The 14,695-nt window shown below is 58.4% G+C and carries 10 protein-coding genes and 1 pseudogene; 7 read left to right on the top strand and 4 right to left on the bottom strand.

The annotated features are described in order from the left end of the window. Positions 1-53 precede the first annotated feature (53 nt). Positions 54-3,179, top strand: coding sequence for an NACHT domain-containing protein (locus AC6CH8_RS21275; RefSeq protein ID WP_498192247.1), 3,126 nt, complete (start codon positions 54-56; stop codon positions 3,177-3,179). Between the two features lie 252 nt (positions 3,180-3,431). Here AC6CH8_RS21275 and AC6CH8_RS21270 read toward each other — a convergent pair whose 3' ends face one another. Next, a complete protein-coding gene (locus AC6CH8_RS21270) occupies positions 3,432-4,538 on the bottom strand; it encodes a hypothetical protein (protein ID WP_498192246.1) in 1,107 nt (368 codons plus the stop codon). A 356-nt stretch (positions 4,539-4,894) separates the two neighbouring features. Here AC6CH8_RS21270 and AC6CH8_RS21265 point away from each other — a divergent pair. After that, a pseudogene (locus tag AC6CH8_RS21265) lies at positions 4,895-5,086 on the top strand (helix-turn-helix domain-containing protein); the annotation flags it as partial. Between the two features lie 1,434 nt (positions 5,087-6,520). Here the strand turns inward: AC6CH8_RS21265 and AC6CH8_RS21260 are convergent. From AC6CH8_RS21260 to AC6CH8_RS21250, 3 genes are all read right to left on the bottom strand, one after another. Then, entirely contained in the window at positions 6,521-7,087 is a 567-nt protein-coding gene (locus AC6CH8_RS21260; protein WP_498192245.1) for a CYTH domain-containing protein, read from the bottom strand. Positions 7,088-7,146: 59 nt separating this feature from the next. Then, positions 7,147-7,557, bottom strand: a complete 411-nt coding sequence (locus AC6CH8_RS21255) for a nucleoside-diphosphate kinase (protein ID WP_498192279.1) — start codon at positions 7,555-7,557, stop codon at positions 7,147-7,149. 99 nt (positions 7,558-7,656) lie between these two features. After that, the gene (locus tag AC6CH8_RS21250; protein ID WP_498192244.1) at positions 7,657-8,685 is read right to left on the bottom strand and encodes a hypothetical protein; all 1,029 of its coding nucleotides are present in this window, start codon (positions 8,683-8,685) and stop codon (positions 7,657-7,659) included. 740 nt (positions 8,686-9,425) lie between these two features. Here AC6CH8_RS21250 and AC6CH8_RS21245 point away from each other — a divergent pair. The 5 genes from AC6CH8_RS21245 to AC6CH8_RS21225 form a co-directional block, all read left to right on the top strand. After that, positions 9,426-10,226 carry a hypothetical protein gene (locus AC6CH8_RS21245; RefSeq protein ID WP_498192243.1) on the top strand — a complete coding sequence of 267 codons (801 nt, stop codon included), beginning with the start codon at positions 9,426-9,428 and terminating at the stop codon, positions 10,224-10,226. Next, complete coding sequence (locus AC6CH8_RS21240; protein ID WP_498192242.1) at positions 10,216-11,391, top strand: helix-turn-helix domain-containing protein; 1,176 nt, start codon at positions 10,216-10,218, stop codon at positions 11,389-11,391. The genes AC6CH8_RS21245 and AC6CH8_RS21240 overlap by 11 nt, the downstream gene beginning before the upstream one ends. 103 nt (positions 11,392-11,494) lie before the next feature. After that, positions 11,495-12,913, top strand: coding sequence for a 3'-5' exonuclease (locus tag AC6CH8_RS21235; protein WP_498192241.1), 1,419 nt, complete (start codon positions 11,495-11,497; stop codon positions 12,911-12,913). After that, positions 12,910-13,617 (top strand): DarT ssDNA thymidine ADP-ribosyltransferase family protein, encoded by a 708-nt coding sequence (locus tag AC6CH8_RS21230; protein ID WP_498192240.1) that lies wholly within the window; start codon positions 12,910-12,912, stop codon positions 13,615-13,617. The genes AC6CH8_RS21235 and AC6CH8_RS21230 overlap by 4 nt, the downstream gene beginning before the upstream one ends. Then, a partial coding sequence (locus tag AC6CH8_RS21225) for an ADP-ribosylglycohydrolase family protein (protein WP_498192239.1) occupies positions 13,614-14,695 on the top strand: 1,082 nt, incomplete at its 3' end. The genes AC6CH8_RS21230 and AC6CH8_RS21225, both read left to right, overlap by 4 nt.

Raw genomic sequence — 14,695 nt, 5'->3', positions numbered from 1 at the left:
TAGGCGAGGCGGGAACTGGGAAGAGCACGGTGATGTGGTCCCTGCATCGCTACTTGGACGCTGAAGACAGCATGTTTTCCGTTTTATTGCCTGCCGCGTGGCTGATTCGTTACCTGGACAGTCGCTCTCCAGAGTCCATGGCGGCTCTGTTGAAGGAAGCCGAGGCATCGGGGCGGAGTGTCGTTCTGCTGGTTGATACCGCTGATCTGATGCTCCACGACGAAGCTTCCCGACTGGTACTACTTCGCCTGATGGACGCGCTGTTCTTGGCGGACATCGTCGGAGTCTATGCCATCCGACCACAGGAAGCAGCACTTCTACGTCATGACCAGATCCGCGAACATGAGTTGAAGCCCTATACCGAGCGGGAGCTCGGACTTGCTGTTGAGGCATTGGTCGCCCACTACTGTCCCGGCGCCCCTAGCGCCGATGTCTCCATGCGCATCAAAAGCGCCCATGCCCGTGGCCTTCCGGTCGCGGACGTCTGTAGCAGTCCCCTGATGCTTTGGCTCCTGTTCGACCTTTCGTCACCAGTCCAGCCAGAACTCGAAGATGTCGACGTCACAGGCTTGCTGACCGCCTACTGGGAACGGCGAATCGTGCGCGATGCGCGCACCGAGGCCGAGAGTTTGCTTCGAACCAACACCAACACCGATCTCAGTACCCTGGCTGGACATGCTGCCATCGGGCTCCTCGCATCCGGGCTTCCTGAACTACCAGGAACGCCGCAACAAAAGATGACCAGCGCGGCGGCCGGCGGGTCCTCGGGCGTGAGCGAAGGCCTTGACATCCTCATCGAGCGAGGTGTGCTGGTAGCGGTGGGGAACTCACGGGCATTCTTCCATCAGGTAATGTTCGAATTTGCCGCCGCCAAAGGGCTACTGGCAACGATCAAGCCTGCTGTCATTGAATCCCTCACCGCGCGTACCGTTGGGCATGACGGTGACCTGTTCGTGGGCTCGGTACTCGAGCAGACTCTGATCCTCGCTGGCCAGAACCCGGTCTTTGAGGACGCGGCCAGGGCCGCGGTAACGACCTTGGCCGCGCACGACCACGAGGGCATTCAGGCGATTGGTCTCGTTGCGTGGGCGCACCACCGCAGCTTCTTGGAAGAGCCGGAAGATATGCTGCGTCGGGTCGGGGACGCGGCGTTGGAACGATCAGCCTGGATTCTTCCGTCGGTCGCTGGGAAGAGTGCCGGTCAAATCATTAGTCAACTTTTGCTTCTGTGGCAGGCCGCCAGAACGGCTCACACCCGGGTGATCCTGCTTGACGCGTTTTCCCGGGTCGCCCTTCGTGCACCAGGAGTTGTAGTGCACGCCCTCGGTTCCCTGAAAATAGCGGAGCTTATCCGGAACGAACCTGGCTCCAAGCCGCTAAGAGAAAGCCTTCTCAGACTCCTAAAGGCAGTTTCGGATAACGCGCCCTCGCTGGTACGGTCACTGGTTCTCACCATGATTGCCGCCGCCGACAGCAATGCCCCGATTGAGCTTGACTTCCTGGCAGAGCAGTGGCCGGACATTGGAGATGATCTTCTTCTCAGCGAAGTTATGAGGACCCTGGGCCCGCCGAAACCTTCTGACCACACCGCCGCAGTCAAGCTCGGGCGGATTGCCTCGGCAGAGTGGCAGCGGTCAGCCACCTGGGAAGATTCACCAGCTTGGTCGAATTTTCTCGCGAACGTCACCAGTACCCGCGCGGAAACAATCCAAGATGTCGTCAACTTGTGCGGTCTCGGGACTTTCGCGGCCACACTCACCGACGAGGCGCGTACCCGGACCACCATCGAGGCGCTTCTCAACGCAACTAATCCGCGCGTGCGCGAGATAGTCGGCGGAATCGTGCTCCGCCAGATCCTTGACTCTGACTCGCTTCTTTCAAAAGTGTTCGAGACCACCGTCAGAGAATCTCTGGCGACCATTGGCTACTCTGCCCAGAAAAATATGGTCACCCAGAGACAGGCGTTACTCCTCGAACTGCTGTCGGGTTCCCAACTCCCGGACGGACTCCTCAACCGAGTCCTGCCAGCTCACCTTGGGTTCAGGGACTGGACGGCAGATGACCGGCTCTTACGGATCGCCCCCAGTGCCGCTGACCACGGCATGCCGTCAGCTCGCCGACTCCTCGAACAGATCAGCCACGACCCACAGAAATTGAATTCGGCACAAATTGCCGCGCTATTCTCCACACAGGCCATGCACATGCCTGCCAGCGAAGAGGTTTTTGACCATGTCCTCGAGATCGCTCAGCAAACGCACAGAATAGCGGATCTCAATAAGCTCATCATTTCGACCGACCGCCATGGCACGCGCCTGGCCAGGCACGCCACGAAGCTGCTGGACTTCTCTCGTACGCTTCTTCAAGGGGGCACGACGAGCGCACACAAAGGCGCGACATTACTTTCTTCCCTGATGGCCAAGGTTGAAGGAACGCTCCCATGGCCCGACCTGCGAGCTGCCCTCGAGTCGGTCACGGACGCGAAGATCCACGCAGCGCTCATCAAGAATCTGTGGCAGCAAACCCCTTCAGATGAAGTGGCTGCCTACCTTGGCTACCTTCACCAGTTCATCCTCGTTCGGCAGGATGACGAAATTCCCATCATCAAGAATCCGGACCGGGACGTTGACCTAGCCGTTGCCGTCGCGTCGGCGGAGGCTTCCCTGCGGATTCTCTGCACCCGCGCCGAAGTCACGAGCGAGCTCTGGTCGATGATTAAGACACTGGGCCTTTACGAAGTCGGACAACCTGGGATCCATGTCACAGGCATGACATTCGTTGTCGTCTGCCACTACCTTCAGCACTTGGGCCAGAAGGCTCCGCATCAATCAGGTCAGTACCTAGTCGATTACTTAGAGGCAGTCGCGAGCGGAGAGTTCTTCGGGATGACGCCAGTCCTTTGGAGACGCGAACTGCGCAACGCGGTCCAAGTATCGGTGGATTGTGCCAGTGGCTTGATGTCGACCCTAGTCGAAATGTGCGTCAGGCTTGACCTCGAGATCGCGGAGGTCATTACGGCTGTCATTGCCGAACGCAACTATAGGGATGCGCGAAACTCCCTCCGGGCGCTCGGCCAGGCAGATATCGACCCAGAATTCCGTACTTTTGTCCTCGAATTGATCCGTCAACATGACCGCAGCACAGGAACGCGTGCCTATCCGGAAATCCTCAGGATCCACTGAGGCCCCGACCATCGACTCCCGAGGTAGCCCGTCACTCACAGCAACTTCGGTTCTATTACCCCTTCTGAGATGACCCCAGGGCTGTGGCTTTGACGATAAACGGTGGCGCGTTCGGAGGGCTATTTGACGCATCGTAGATCCCAGAGGGAGCCGGTATACCCACGCTAGATCGCCGCCCACAATCATCGACACTTCTATGACCTGTCCCGCAACCAAGCCGCTCCCCGGGTGATGACTATCAGGCGTTCTGACTTACCGAGGTCCGGTTTGCTCTGGTTCTTGTGTCCATACAAATGCGATGCCGGTGCGGGGGAAGGCCCAGCCGTCGAAGGTGAGGGTGACGGATTTGCCGGGTACGGAGATCGGGGTGCGTTGGATGCGGGCGTGTTTTGTGCTGGCGATGAGGTCTAGGACGCTGAGGTGGGTGATGGTGGTGTTGCTGTAGTCCAGGGTGATGGTGAGTCCTTTGGTGGGTTGGTCGATGTCGAAGTGGAGGAGGTGGCCGTTTGTGGGGGTGATGGTTTTGTAGGTGTAGGAGATTCGTACTGGTTTTCCTTCTGTGATCCGGTCGTGGCCGAGGTTGACGGTGTAGGTTTGTCCGGTTTTGCGTTCGGTGCGGCGGATGGGTCGTTCGGTGCCGTCGATGGTGAATTGGACGAGTTCGAAGGCGTCTTTTTTGGCGGCGTTGAATCCGGGGCGAGGGACCATGTACCAGGTTGCGGTTGAGGGTATGTCGCTGATGAGTTCGCGGAATTCGTCGTGGTTGTTGACGCAGGCGAAGCGTTGGAGTTCGTGGCTGGGGGTGACGGTGTAGTCCCATTTCACGGTGACGATGAACCGGGGAGTTTCGCCGGTTTTTTCGTTGGCGGGGGTCAGGTGGATGGTGATGTTGACGTCGTGCCAGCGTTCCGGGGCGCGGATGGCTTGGTCGCGGATGTCGGTGTAGATGTCTTCGGCGAAGGCGCGGTCGCCGAGTCTGAGGGCGAGGACGTTGCCGGCGATGCTGTCGAGCAGTTCGGGGGTGGCGACGCGTTGGAGGTCCTCGCTGTTGACGGCGAAGCCGCGGACGACGGCGTCGCGGAAGCTGGGGGCGGATTCGGTGAGGAGGCGTTGTATGCGTTGGTTTTCTCGGGTTTCTTTGTCTTGGCCGTCGAAGTAGTCCCAGGCGATGCCGAAGAGCCCGGCGGCGAAGACTGTTCCGCCGATTTCTGACAGGGGCAGGAACCCGGTCCAGGCGAGGGCGGGCAGGTCTTGGCTGTGGGCGGCGAGGACTTGGAGTGCGATGCCGAGGCCTGCTGAAGTGAGGGCCACGATGGTGACTTTGAGGCGGTAGATGCGGTGCAGGGGATCCTCGGGCATGGGCTGCGTTTGATTATGGGACAAACGCCTGCTTTTGTGAAGCCCGAAATCCTGGGCCTTGGCATGACCTGGCGGTGGAAGGCGATGGGTGTGGAGGCAGGGGAGGGCCCGGTGGTGTGCCAGGGTGCCGCCCCCGTCTCTTTTGGGTCAGGGGGTCATTAACCCCCTGCGTAAACCGTCGCCGCCGCTCATCCGTTCCATCTCCGCCTGGGGTCTTGTTCTGGTGTGGTGCGGGTGTTGATCCGGGGCGGATCGCCCTCCACGAACAATATCCGATCTTGGGATATTTGGGGATTGGGGGATCGACTAGTGTGGTGTCGTCCATCTACAGCGAGGAATAACGCGAGTTCCGTGAACTCCTGCGGCGTCTTCGCCTGGACGCGGGGATCCGCCAAGTGGACCTGGCCCAGGTCCTGGGGGTGCAGCAGTCCTTCATTAGTAAGTACGAGAGCGGGGAACGCCGCCTCGACGTTATTGAAACCGCCCGCATCGCCGAAGCCCTCGGCACCGACCTGGTCAGCGTCGTTCAATCACTACGCACAGACTGACCAAACGAATCTGGACGGGGTGTGGATCTGGCGGGTTGGGGAGGCCATCGATTCCCTAAATGACCGTGGCCCGCACCTCTTCGATCTCCCCCCGCGGCCGCTCGCGCCTGAAATAGTTGGGGGGGTGGTCGACCGGGCTACTTCCTTGCCCCTCATGGATTGGCTACGCTTGGCGAACGCATGGACCTGGAGGTGCCGCAGTGAAGCCCTGGAGCTTGGTAGCAGAAGCTAACCGTGAACCCACAACACTTCGCATAAACCCGCGAACCGGCCGTTCCTTCCGAACTACCCAATACACGTTCGGTGTTTTGATGCCTGACCACGAGCATCCGCTGTCGTGCGTCAGCGTGGCGAACAGTTCGCTCTCCATTGACCTTTGGGTCGGCTGTAAATGGCAATGCGTGTACTGTCACGTGCAAGGGAGCAGCCAGGATCTGGGTGAAGACGGGCTGATGCCGAGAGATCTGCGGCCGCGCTCCAGATTTTCAGTCGAGGAGATCATTGATGCCCTTGTGCAACACCCCTTCTTCGTTGCTGACGAAACGGTCGTGAGCATAGGGACGGCGAGTACGGAGCCATTCTCCCCAGGTCAGGTGATAGCCAGCACGTTTGAGATCATGGAGTCATTTGTGCGTAGAGGATACGCGAACCCGTTCTGGATCGTAACGAAGCGCGGGGTGCCAGCAGGGTATCGAGGCCGTCTCCAAAGACTCGTGGAGAAAACACGCGGTTTGATGATTTCTCTCTGTTGGGCGGACAATCCTAAGGCGATTGAGCCAGTTCAGAATGACCGGTTTCTCAACTATTGGGATGCGGTCGAGGCCGGTGTCTGGACTAGTTGGTACATGCGGCCACTCTCAACGGACTGGGGGGCGTCACCTGAGAAAATCGACACGATGATGCGTGAGGTTCGCCGTATATGCGGGGACTCATTGAGTGCGATCGTTCCTGGCGGTCTTCGATGGAGCGAGGGCATCGATAATAGCGTTACACAAATCCGAGGCTTACCGGCTCCGTCGACTGTTGGGACCCCGGAGGCCAATGGTAAGGACTTGCCCCAAGACTTAGCAGAGGCGATCTTAGAGTCGGCGCGTACGCACTTTCCGGGCACCCCCGTGTACTTCAAGGCTTCCTGTGCCATTACGCATATGCTCGGAAAGCCAAGTATCGCTTCCGTCCAGCGGTTTTCCACTCGTGAGTGCAACTATTCGGAGTGCCCTTCGGCCCAGAGGACCGTATGCTCCGCCGGTCCGATCATGAGCCTATCCGTGAGCCGGGCGCAAACTGTAATTGACGAACTGTGCATACCAGCCAAGGTCTTGGGCCTTGGGGGAGCAGGCGAACTGTTGACGGAGCCTCCACTTGCGAGCTTCACCTATGCGCTCCAGCAGGCCATCCTCAACAATCTTGGGCGTTAGACGGAAATCGATGAAGCTAGGCGGCATTTCCTGGCTGCGCGTCAAAGACGTATTCGGTCATCGATGCTAGCGGAATGCCGTAGTGGTTGGTGAGGAGAGCCCTGGCATCCTCAAAGACGGCGCAGTTCCAGTCCAAGCCGCAGGCCGCGGCAACACGCCGGACGTCAGTTCCAGAGAGCCCTTCTACCTCGGCATATGGAGGGACTCCCGGCCAGGTATCGATATCCACTCTCACGGAGCCCAGCGCGAGTGTGTAGCGAAGCTTTTCCTGCCTACGGAAGGCAACCAGGCCGAGCTTGGTCAGGAGTTCTTCGGCGGCTTCTGCGTCCGCAATCTCCAGTTCGACCTCGCTTGCTCCATCCAGAGATTGGGAGCGGACTTCTTTGTACGTAACCTGACTCTTTCCTCCAATTTTGCGGATTCTTACGAATCGACCCTGTGACGGCCACTCATTCTCAACATCATAGAAAATGGTCTCGGAAATGAGATGTTCTTTAAAGTCCTTGGCGCCTAATCGACGAAGACGCCTAATGAGCGCGAACTTGTCTACATCAAGAAATCTAGCTTCATATTCAATTTTCATTAATCTTAATATATATCACGATTAACAATTATAAAACTATTTAGAGCAAGGGCTGTCCGCTAGAAAAGGAGTCTCCTTGCAATCGCCGCATGTAATCTTGCTTCCTCTGAGTCCAAGGGTCGATGGATTGCGTTGCGGAAATAGGTGACGCCCTCCCTAAAGAGAGGCTTCCTTCGTCCATACTTGTATCGAATGCTGTCCCGACCGCATTGGAGCGGATCGGTGTGCTTCCCTGAAATGCTGACAAGGGTTTGTACCGTGTTTTCGCCGCCGACAAGTCCAACCTCCACTGGCTCTCTAAAAACTTGCAAAGTGACTTTCATTAGGCCGGGATCCAAAGTGGGATATATTTGGGCTAGTGCTTCCGCCGGTAATATGAGGCGCCGACAAGCGAGGACCGTTAGCTGAGAAGCGATGATTTCGCGTATTTCGTCGGCACGCTTCATGGCTTCCGGTTTGATGATGTACATGCTTTCCAGCAAGGCGCTCCTCTTGTTCGCATGGAGCTGTCGGGAGGGCCGGCGGATCATTGGGGTCCGAGGGCTTCGGCAATGGAGGCGAGGGCTTGGTCATGGTCGGCGACTGGATGGATTCTGTGTTCGCTCAGCCAACTCAGGACGGGCACCAGGTAAGATCCATGCCCTCATGCGCAAATCCAGCTTTGCTGCATCGCGGGCGACTCCCGTCGATGGGTCTCTCAAGAGTCCACCGTGGGCGTAGTCGGATCGTGCGTCGTACCAGTCGATGAGCTGGCGCCATTCCGAACACAGCCCTTCTGTCGTGTTAGTCCCTTTCACGAGGTTCCTTAGGATCGATCGCTGGCGATTCTCCTTCGGGTCCTGCTTCAGTGCCGTGCAGGCGTCACGGTGACGTCCGCAGAGGGAGCCAGCATGCCGACCGCACCCGAAGAAGGCCCCGCGTCGTACGAAGTGGAAGGTCTGTGCACTCGGCGTGCGGTCTGTGATCATGGCTTCCAGGGCTTGGACCCAGTGCATCACGTTCACGCTATGGTTGAGCCCGATCAGAGCCTGGGACATGAGCTCAATTCCAACGACGGCTTTGCTTTCGGCCCCTTCAGTCGGAATCAGGCTGGCTACGGCATCCGAGGCAAAGGTGAATTCCTTCGAGGAGCGAAACTCCTCTAGTGTCTTTTCCGGTATCTCAACGCCCAAGACATGACCCTCCCTGTGCCAGGCGGGCGTCACGTGTTCTGCCTCGCGTTGCAGAAACCTGGTGTTGGCTGTCGAGGCCTGTCCCGGGAGCCCGAACGCTGCATGAACGGCACTCGATCGGCCTTGGTAATGATAGTAAAGTCGCAACAGATGGATCGCCTTGTCGGTCAGGGACAGGGCTTCATCGCGTGAGTTGGCGGAAACTTCATAGTAGGAGTTGTCCTTAATGTCCTGCAGGATTTTCCTGTGGCGCTGGCGCTCATGCGATGATTTCTCGAGGCGTGGATCTAACGGGTGAATTGTGTGTGACCCGCCGTCACCGGGGATGAATGAGCCAGCTCCGATCTTGATCGCCGACGAGATTTGTAGTCCTTGCACGGGGAAGTAGAAAACAATCTCACGTCCAGTCTTCTGACTCTCCACCATGGATGAACTTTAGCGCGCCGGCTGCGACGGCGCCCTCCTAACTTCGGCCCGTTTCCTGCGACCGCCTCTCAGAGGGGCCTGGGAGGTAGCGCCCGGCGCGAACGACACGTCCGGTTCCAAGCCAGCCGATGGAGGGTCTTGATTGTGTGGGCGCAGAGGCCAGATAGTCGGACAGTTCTCCAGCGGTCAAGTTGTGCGCCTGCAGCAGTTCTGAGAGTTTGCCGGCGTCTGCGAATCTGAGTTTGCTGGCGCCACAGAAGATGACCGCACAGATCGAACGAGCTTTGACAGGGGCACGGCACCAAAGTCGGTGTTGGGCCCTCCTATACGCCTTGTGGCACGCCGCCGCCGTGTCGTCGAGGGCAGTGCAGTGTTCTGGGACCTCAGGGATGGTCGTTGCCTGCTATTTGGGGCGTTTACCCAGTACGGATCTCGCAGAGCAAACTCTCGGCCGTGGTCATTGGTATTGAGGCAACATGCTCAAAAGCTGTCCAGATTCCAGAGCGGCAGGAACGGGCACCGCTTAAACGGATACCTGGACCATCGACTAGAAGCTGACCGCCTGGCAGCTAACTCTAGGTGACATTCTCGATGGGGCTGGACCAGATTCTCCAGGTCGAAGTCGACAGGCGGGAGGAAGCCGGCCCACGCCACGATTCGCTCGCGGCCGGTTGACTCGGCGACGCGCCGCTGGTTGCGTCTGACACATGCTTTACTGGCCCGTGATGTAGTCTGTTTCCGTGACCGAGAAAAACATGATCATTGGGCGCCTTCAAGAGGCTGGCATATTGGACGCCATTAGGTGGGCGTATGACTCGGCCCTGAGTCGGACGCTCGCCGACTACTCAGAAGACGCCGGGCACGACGCCACCCTGCTTGGGATCATGCGTCACACCTTGTTTCGCGATCGGCTGGACCGGGTCTTTTCCTGCGGAAAGTACCACGTCCCGGCGGGTGCTGAGCCGAACAGCGGCTTGGCGGCATTGTTCGCAGAGCTCCCGGACAAAGACATTGCAACCATGCCCAGATTGAGTCCTGGCTTGGTGCAACCAGCCGCCCTGAATGGGAGTCCTGGATGGAGGCATGAGGACGTCCGGATCCTCATGACGTCCTGTGATTTCGGTAAAACGGACAGCTTGCCTTGGGGTGAAAAGAGTGAAACCAAGCAGCGCGTCGCCAAGCAACACCACTGGGATAGTCACCCGTCCCTTTTCGACGACACGGACCTTCTTGATCGTGAATTGCTCCTTCCATTTACTGGGGAATATTTGGATCTCGAAACTTTCGTTGTGGCTCATACGCTGGACGCGGTGAGCCAAAAATCGGAGCTCATCATCGGAAGCCCCCGCCTGAATATCGATGGTGGCAACGCGTGGCACTGGCGCCAGGATCTCGATGAGATGCCCCCAAGCGCCGGTGGACGTCGATTTGAACAGCCCACCACGCCACCACCTGACGCGACGACGGAAGATGCCCCAGTGCGTCTCCGGCGTACAGTTTCTGAAGAAGCGAACGGGCGGACTACGCGCAGTGGCAATTAGTGTTACAGCTGCAGATGCGGCTGCATTATTCTCCGGGCACCGCTTACGGCTTGCCCGCCAACTGGCCGGGATGCGCAAGAGCGATCTCGCCCAACTTCTCGGAAAAAGTGCGACGGCAGTGTCCGGATGGGAAGCTGAAACCAAGCGCCCTTCGCCTGCGACGGTCGGTGAGTTGGCGCTGTCCCTAGGAGTGGACCCGGGTTTCTTCATGGCCGGCCGTGAACAACTAGCGCTGGAAGCCACCCCTCATTTCCGGTCGCTCCGCTCCACGACGCAGATCGACCGCGATCAAGCCACGGCATATGGACAGCTAGCCGTTGATGTTGCGGCTGCCATGGAACGGCACGTTGAATTTCCGGAAATCGCCCTTCCATATTTTCCGGTCTCGCAGGATGACGCAGACGGCATCGGACCTGAGGACGCCGCCCGGTTCGTGCGACAGCAATGGGGACTTGCTGCAGGACCGGTCGGGCATCTAGTTCGACTGATAGAAAACCACGGAGTCATAGCAGTCTTCAGCCCACCCGGCGCCGTCTCAGTCGATGCTTATTCTTTCGAAGGTACTGGCAGGCCAGTAGTCGTTCTCAACCCGCTAAAACAGGACTACTACAGGCAACGCTTTGATGTTGCACACGAGCTTGGCCATCTGGTTATGCATCAAGACGCCGAGCCGGGGGGGCGAACGGTTGAGGAGCAGGCAAACCGGTTCGCCTCGGAATTCCTTATGCCTGAAGCTGACATCCGGGAGTCGCTACCCACATCCATGAGCAGGTCAGTCTGGACATCGATCGGCCAGCTGAAGGAGCGTTTCGGCGTGAGTATGCAGGCGATTCTGTTTCGGGCTCGTCGCTTGGGTGAACTGAGCGATGTGTCATACAGGAACGCTATGATGACCGTTTCAGCGCGTGGGTGGAGGCGAAGCGAACCGGGGCTGGTTAACAGTGTTGAACAGCCATCCATGCTTCCACGTGCCGTCGAAATACTCGACGAGGCAGGTATATCGGAGCTGGAGCTCATCAGCCAGAGTCGCGTGCCAGTCGAGCTGTTTCGACAAGTAGTATCTCGTGCTCCGATGGATCGCCAGTTCGGTGATGCATGCTCCGGCGTTGGGTTGCCTCTGGCCCCCGTTGTGGCACTCATGGATGTGCGACGGGGAGGTGCCTAAAGGTGGGTTTTTCCATGCAAGAAAACCTGGGACCGCCGACACGTAGAACTGTCGGGCAACTGGCTGTCGAAAAAGACTTGCTGCTGGACAAAGGAGGAGAGGCGTGACCCCGCTACCGACTCCACGAGGAAAGCAGTCACACGTCATCCATTTGGCCTCGGACCGACACAACGTCGTGTTGGGAACGGCGGGCACCGGCAAGTCGACCATGGCCATGCTTCGTGCCATGCACCTTGCCCGCCCCGCGACACAGAACAATGGGCCTGTCTTGGTCGTCACCTTTAATAACACCTTGGTCCAGTACCTCCGCTTCCTCGGCCAGGAGGCTCGGAACCACATAACCATTGAAACCTACGCGCGTTTCGCTCGAGGCTACCTCGCCAACAGGGGGCTTATGCCACCTAACGCAATTGCAGGCCCCGGCGCCGTCCGCGAATTCGTTGAATCAGCCTTGGCCGTTGTGACAACGGACTGGGCGCTGCGTTCCATGGATCCAGGTTCGGTCGCCTCTCGGCACGCAGACTGGTTCATTGACGAACTGCATTGGATCAGCGGGATGGGCCTCGAGACGGAGGGGGACTACCAAAGAATTGCCCGAGTTGGGCGACAAACTCCTCTGCAATCGGGTCAGCCGCGCGCGTTCGTATGGGCCGTTCGGCTAGAGTATGTCCGTCGCAGAACTGCCGCGGGTAAACACTATGACTGGTACGACTTGGCCTCGAGTGTTCGAAGGAGTCTCGCGGAGGATACCAGTGAGCGGCGCTATCGGCACGTAATCATCGACGAAGGTCAAGACCTTTCGCCGGAAGCTATTCGGTCACTGACGGCGGCGGTGCTGCCCGGAGGTTCGCTGACGTTCTTCGGTGACTATCACCAGGCCATATATGGCCAAGGGCTCTCGTGGCGGAGCTCCGGAATCACGCTTGGCGGGCGCCAGGTTGAACGCTTTGTTGATAATTATCGCAACACGGCCGCGGTTGCCAGGGTCGCCATTGCCATGGCTCGATCAAGCTACATGAACTCTGGGGACGTAGACCTGGTTGAACCAAGACAGCCCACCGCGGCAGGTCCTCCGCCGGCATTGTCGCGGTACCCGGACATCAGGGCGGAATCGGCGGCCGTTCGTGGTATTGCGACGGAGCTTGGGAAGGACCAAACAGTGGGGATATTGGTACGTACCCGAGCGGATGTGAGGACTATCGGGAGAAACCTCCAGTGTCGGCTGTTGGATGACACCATGGGGAGATGGGACGAAGCTCCCGGCGTGTACTTGGGCACGTATCATTCAGCCAAGGGCCTAGAGTTCGATACCGTGATCATGCCCTTTCTCAACGATGACACCGTCCCGTATCCGGATGTACTTCGTGCATTCGACGAGGTGGAAGCGTGTTCTCGTGAAGCAAAGCTGCTGTACGTGAGTCTAACCAGGGCCCGTGCAGGCCTTATTCTGACGCACACCGGCCAAGTCACCCGACTTCTGCCTGAGAACGCCGGTTTGTGGAGCGAAAGGGACCTTACATGACGCCGACCGTGGCCGAAGCGCTCGAACAGGTGCCGGTGACGCGTCTTATTCATTTTGCACCAGCAATGAACGTCATGCCGATTTTCACGGATAACGCGATTCGGACCAGCCTCGATCTTCTAGAGCACGCGCCGCAGCAATTCTCGCCCACCGACGAGCTGCGGCTCGATGCGAGGAATAATCATGTCTGCTGTTCATTCGAGTATCCGAATGCCTACTATCAAGCCATAGCCGCGGGAAAGACCGCATTCAGGAACTACCCCGATTGGGTGGCTTTTGTGTTGGATATTGAGCTGGTTAAAAGGCCCGGGACTCTTTTCTCTGCTTGCAATGCAGCTAAAGGAACCGGGTCATTCTTGGCCGACGGCGGAACGGGACTTCTGGCGTGCTGGGCGAACCCATCAAGCCCCGGAGGGTACACGAGGTCTTCGGCACACAGAAGTTCGGTCCCAACAGATCTGCAGAGCGAGGTGTTGATTCCTGGAGCCGTTCCATTGTCAGCGGTGTCTGCCATAGTTACACCAACCCCCGAGAAGGCCCGAGAGTTGTATGTAATGCTGCATACCTTTGGCTTGAACCCCGGGCGGATGGGATGGCGATATGCTCCGTTGTTCTTCGACAAATGGTCTCTTGCCAATGCCCTACGTACCGGGGGAGAGATCCCGGAATCCCAGTGGACACCATCACTTGAGGACCTAGTATGAACCCAACACACCGCTTCTTGAATTCCGACCGTGCTGTAGGTATGTTTCTTGGCGCTGCAGTCGGCGACGCCCTTGGGTGGCCACAAGAAGATAGAAGCCAGATAGTCGGTGGCAAAGCTGCCCGGCAACGGGAGCCGAGAGCTTCTTTCCGTTCGTGGTTGAGGAACGGGGGAACTCAGTTCGCACGGTATCGAGATCCGGTGGATGCCGGTCAATACAGTGACGACACGCAGCTGTTGTTATCCGTTGCGCGCTCATCATTGATGGGTTCCGATTGGTATGAGTGGCTAACGAGGGTTGAACTCCCGCAATGGCCGCTATACCAGCGCGGCGGTGGCGGAGCCGTCCTACGCGCCGCCAGAGCTTGGGCGGACGGGAGGCCGCCGTGGAGTGCTGCTCGGGCCAGCGAGAGAACTAAAGTTGCCTCTTATTTTGCGGCGGGGGCCAACGGTGTGGCAATGCGTATCGCTCCCCACGTCCTCGCGACGACGGATGCTTCCCGGGAAACTCTCCTCCGCCGAGTGGTAAGTGACGGGCTGTCTACCCACGGGCATCCTCGAGCTCTCCTGGGTGCAGCGGTTCACGCCCTGGCGCTCCGAACTGCTTTGACGCAGTCGACGACATTGGAATATGGGGAGCTGCTGCATTCCATCATTGACGACGACTCTTGGCGAACTCCCGAAATCCTTATGAATTCCGTAACCAACGACTGGCTTGAGTCTTTGCATCAAGTTGACACGGAACTGAACTGGGAGGGACCCCAGCTCCTGTGGGAGAGGACGGTGGCGGAAATGGATACTCTGTTGCAGATAGCCGCGGAGGGTTTGTCTAGTGGTCCTATGGCCAACGACCAGCAGATTCTCACGGAACTTGGTTGCTTTGATAAGAGACAAAGCGGATCGGGAACGGTTGCGGCCGCCGCTGCCATCTACATTGCCGCAAGAACAGCTTCTCGCCCCATGAGCGGCTTGCTCCGTGCCGGGTTTCTCGTGGATGCCGATACCGATACCCTCTGTTCGATGACGGGGTCGATTCTAGGAGCCTTGCACGGATCCTCATGGTTGGGGGAGCTGGGCAC

This window comes from Paenarthrobacter sp. GQ52, assembly GCF_059759005.1.
The sequence above is the reverse complement of the archived record's forward strand: the minus strand, read 5'-3'. Positions and strand labels throughout refer to the sequence as shown.